The 3,954-nt window shown below is 63.3% G+C and carries 3 protein-coding genes; all 3 read right to left on the minus strand.

Annotation, left to right across the window (positions count from 1 at the left end; all coding sequences use genetic code 11):
- Nucleotides 1-888 (minus strand): tRNA guanosine(34) transglycosylase Tgt (gene tgt / locus EPO09_RS18870; protein WP_290645530.1); only part of this gene is annotated, 888 nt, incomplete at its 3' end.
- Nucleotides 889-915: 27 nt separating this feature from the next.
- Nucleotides 916-3,288, minus strand: a complete 2,373-nt coding sequence (locus EPO09_RS18875; protein WP_290645532.1) for an ATP-binding protein — start codon at nucleotides 3,286-3,288, stop codon at nucleotides 916-918.
- Nucleotides 3,289-3,298: 10 nt separating this feature from the next.
- A partial coding sequence (gene queA, locus EPO09_RS18880; protein WP_290645534.1) for a tRNA preQ1(34) S-adenosylmethionine ribosyltransferase-isomerase QueA occupies nucleotides 3,299-3,954 on the minus strand: 656 nt, incomplete at its 5' end.

The following is a 3,954-nucleotide window of genomic DNA, read 5'->3' on the forward strand; positions in this document are numbered from 1 at the left end:
CAGGCGCAGGTCGCCATAGCGTGTGAACAGGTGGCCATTGCGTGCATTGCGCGTGGGCATCACGCAGTCGAACATGTCTACGCCCGTGGCCACGCCGGCGATCAGGTCTTCCGGTGTGCCCACGCCCATCAGGTAGCGCGGCTTGTTGGCGGGCAGCTTGGGTGTGATGTGGTTCATCACGCGCAGCATCTCGTCCTTGGGTTCGCCCACGCTCACGCCGCCGATGGCATAGCCAGGCAAGTTCAGGTCCACCAGGCCGGCCAGCGATTCTTCGCGCAGGTTGGGGAACATGCCGCCTTGTACGATGCCGAACAGGGCATTGGGGTTCTGCAGCTTGTCGAACTCGGTGATGCAGCGCTTGGCCCAGCGCAGGCTGAGTTCCATCGACAGGCGGGCTTCCCTTTCGGTGGTGATGTGGCCCAGCGACTTGTCGCCCTTCCAGTAAGGCGTGCACTCGTCGAACTGCATGACGATGTCCGAGTTCAGAATGGTCTGGATCTGCATGCTGATCTCGGGCGTGAGGAACAGCTTGTCGCCATTGACAGGCGAGGCAAAGCGCACGCCTTCTTCGCTGATCTTGCGCATCTCGCCCAGCGACCACACCTGAAAGCCGCCCGAGTCCGTCAGGATGGGCTTGTTCCAGCTCTCGAACTTATGCAGGCCACCGAACTGCTTCATGATGTCCAGGCCGGGGCGCATCCACAGGTGGAAGGTGTTGCCCAGGATGATCTGCGCGCCCATCTCTTCCAGCGAGCGTGGCATCACGCCCTTGACCGTGCCGTAGGTGCCCACGGGCATGAAGATGGGGGTCTGGACCACGCCGTGGTTCAGCGTGAGGCGGCCGCGTCGGGCTTCGCCTTCTGTCTTGATGAGATCGAATGTCAGCATGGTGTGTGGGTGTTCAGCAGCGCATCGTCAGGCCATGGCGACCGTCGTGCGCCTGGCGTTGAGCCGCTCCAGCAGGCGTTCGCTGCGGAATGGTTTGGACAGGACTTCCAGGCCCGAGGCGCTCAGGCGGGCGATCTCGGCGGGGTCGGTGTCGCCCGAGATGATCAGTGTTTGCAGGTTCTTGCCATGGGCGCGCATGTGCACACCCAGCGTCTGCACCAGGTGCAGGCCATTGATGCCGGGCAAGCGGTAATCGGTGATCAGCGTGTCGGGCAGATCTTCGTCATCGCTGTTCTCCATGATGGTGGGGAGTTCATCCAGCAGCGATTCACCATCAGGCCAGGATCGGGTGCGGGCGCCCCAGCTGTGCAGCATCTCGCCAATGGCGCGGCGCAGCAGCATGTCGTCTTCAACCAGCCAGATCACGCGGCCGGCCAGAGGCTGAGTGGGCGCCTCCACCACTTCAACGCGCTTGTGGGCAACGAGGTTGAGCGGCAGCTCGATGGCAAAGCATGAACCTCGGCCCACGCGGGATCGAACCGATACCTGCTCGCCCAGGATGGACGCCGTGCGGCGCACGATGGCCAGGCCCAGGCCGATGCCGCGATTGCGGTCTCGCGCCGAGTTGCCGACCTGGTAGAACTCTTCAAAGATGCGGTCAAGCTGATCGGGGGCGATGCCGATGCCGGTGTCCCAGACCTCGATGCGCAGGCGGTGTTTGCCACGTCGGCGCGCCGCTACCAGTACGCCGCCACTTTGTGTGTAGCGGATGGCATTGGCCACCAGGTTGCGCAATACGCTGTGCAGCAGCATGGGGTCTGTCAGCACCATCAGTTGCGCACCGTTGGGGCCGCGAGGCAACCTGAAGCGCAGGCGCAGGCCCTTGCCGTCGGCGGCGCTCTTTTCGTGCACGCGCACGGCCTGGAACACGTCGTGCAGCCCGACCGATTGGAACTCGGGCTTGACCGCACCAGCGTCCAGCTTGGAGATGTCCAGCAGACCAACGAGCAGCGATTCCATGGAGGCGACAGCCTCGTCCAGCATGTTGGTCAGGTCCTTGACCTCGGGCTCCTTGGCCTGTTGTCGCAAGAGACTGACCAGCAGGCCGATGGCGGCAGTCGGCTGGCGCAGGTCATGGCTGGCAGCGGCCAGGAAGCGCGTCTTGGACTGGTTGGCCGCCTCCAGGGCGCGGGTGCGCTCGGCGACTCGTTCTTCCAGCGTGATGTTCATGCGCTCGGCCAGGTTCATGGCTTCGATGAACTTGCTCATCAGCGTGAGCGCAAAACCCAGGAAGATGATGGGCACGCAGTAGGGCGTCCAGTACAGCGAGGTCACGTCCAGATAGGGCGTGAGGAAGAGGTAGTCGTGCGCCACGCTGATGAAGGTGCCCACCGGGCCCAGCGTCATCGCGATGGCTTCCAGCCAATGGCGTGTCCAGGCGGTGAGCACCACACGCACCACAACCAGGATGCCGCAAACCATCAGGATGGGGTAGGCCACCAGGCGCAATGTGTCCAGATACGGCGTGCCCATGGCCAGCAGGCCGATGACGGGGAAGCCAAAACCCATGAGGCGCAATGGCCACAGCAGCCTGGTGAGCGAGATGTTGGCGTAGCTCAGGCCGAACAATGCCACGTAGTAGGTGCTCACGGCTTGTGCCGCGAAGAAGAACCAATCCACCACGGGCGCAGGCCAGTTGATGGTTTCGACGAAGTACAGCGCATTGCGGCCGCACATGACCAGCATCAGACAGCCGAAGTAGCCGAAGATCACATCGCGTGGTCGTGCGCGCCAGGCCAGCAGCAGAAACAGCGCCATGCCAGCTACAGACATGTTGAGCGTCTGGGGCAGGTCGACCGTCAGGCCGACCCAGCGGTCGAAGTCATCACGCATGTCGCTCAGCGGGCCGGCTTGCATCGGCGCGATGCCAGGCTTGCGGAAGGGGTTCATGCGCACATCGATCTCGATGTCGTTGTCTCCGGCCAGCAGCACGTTGACGGGCAGCTCGATCAGGTAGGGCAGGGTGGCCATGCTGGTGATGGCTTGTCCTTCCATGTGCCGTGTACTGAGTTGGATGCCGTTGACGGTGACGCGGTGGTTGCCCGGCAGCCGGTCAATGCGCAGCGCCCATGGCACAACGGGCGAGCGCGGCATGTACAGGCGAGCCCGATAACAGCCGACAGCCGGGGGTTTCATACCCATGGCCTTCCAGTCATCCGGCAGCTTGACCGTGCGGCCTTCTTGTTGCTCGGCGCAGCTACCTGGCGACAACGTGGCCTGGTCCATGACGAAGCTGCTCTCGGCCCAGGCCGCACTTGTCAGCCACAGCGAGAACCCGATCAGCCAGGCCAGCAAGCGTCTGAGCCTGGATGCTGCGAGGAGGTCAAGGTTCATTCCCATGATGTGTTGTTTATCGTTGGATCAGCATGGCATCGCCATAGCTGAAGAAGCGGTATCGCTGTGCGATGGCATGTCGATAGATCTGTTTGACATGCTCATAGCCCGCTAGCGCGCTGACCAACATCATCAGGGTGCTTTTGGGTAGGTGGAAGTTCGTGACCAGCACATCCACCACCTTGAACTGGAAGCCTGGGGTGATGAAGATGGCCGTGTCTCGGCTGCCGGCCTGAAGGATATGGCCTTCAGGGGTGTTCAGGGCTGCCGATTCCAGCGCACGCAAGGTGGTGGTGCCCACGGAGACCACGCGGCCACCTGCCGCCTTGGTGGCTTCGATGGCCGCCACGGTGGATTCGGGCACGTTGAACCATTCGCTGTGCATCTTGTGCTCGGCCAGGTTGTCTGTGCGTACGGGCTGGAAGGTGCCGGCGCCCACGTGCAGGGTCACCTCGGCAGTGCGGATGCCTTTGGCGGCCAATCGCGCCAGCACGGCCTCGTCGAAGTGCAAGGCGGCGGTCGGGGCGGCCACAGCGCCGGGTTGCGACGCGAACACGGTCTGATAGCGGCGCACGTCATCGGCATCGTCGGCGTGCGTGATGTAGGGGGGCAGGGGCACGTGGCCGTGTTGCTCCAGCAGCACCAGCGGGTCGGCTTCAAAACGCAGGTGGA

This window comes from Aquabacterium sp. (genome assembly GCF_004297345.1).
Taxonomy (GTDB): domain Bacteria; phylum Pseudomonadota; class Gammaproteobacteria; order Burkholderiales; family Burkholderiaceae_C; genus Aquabacterium.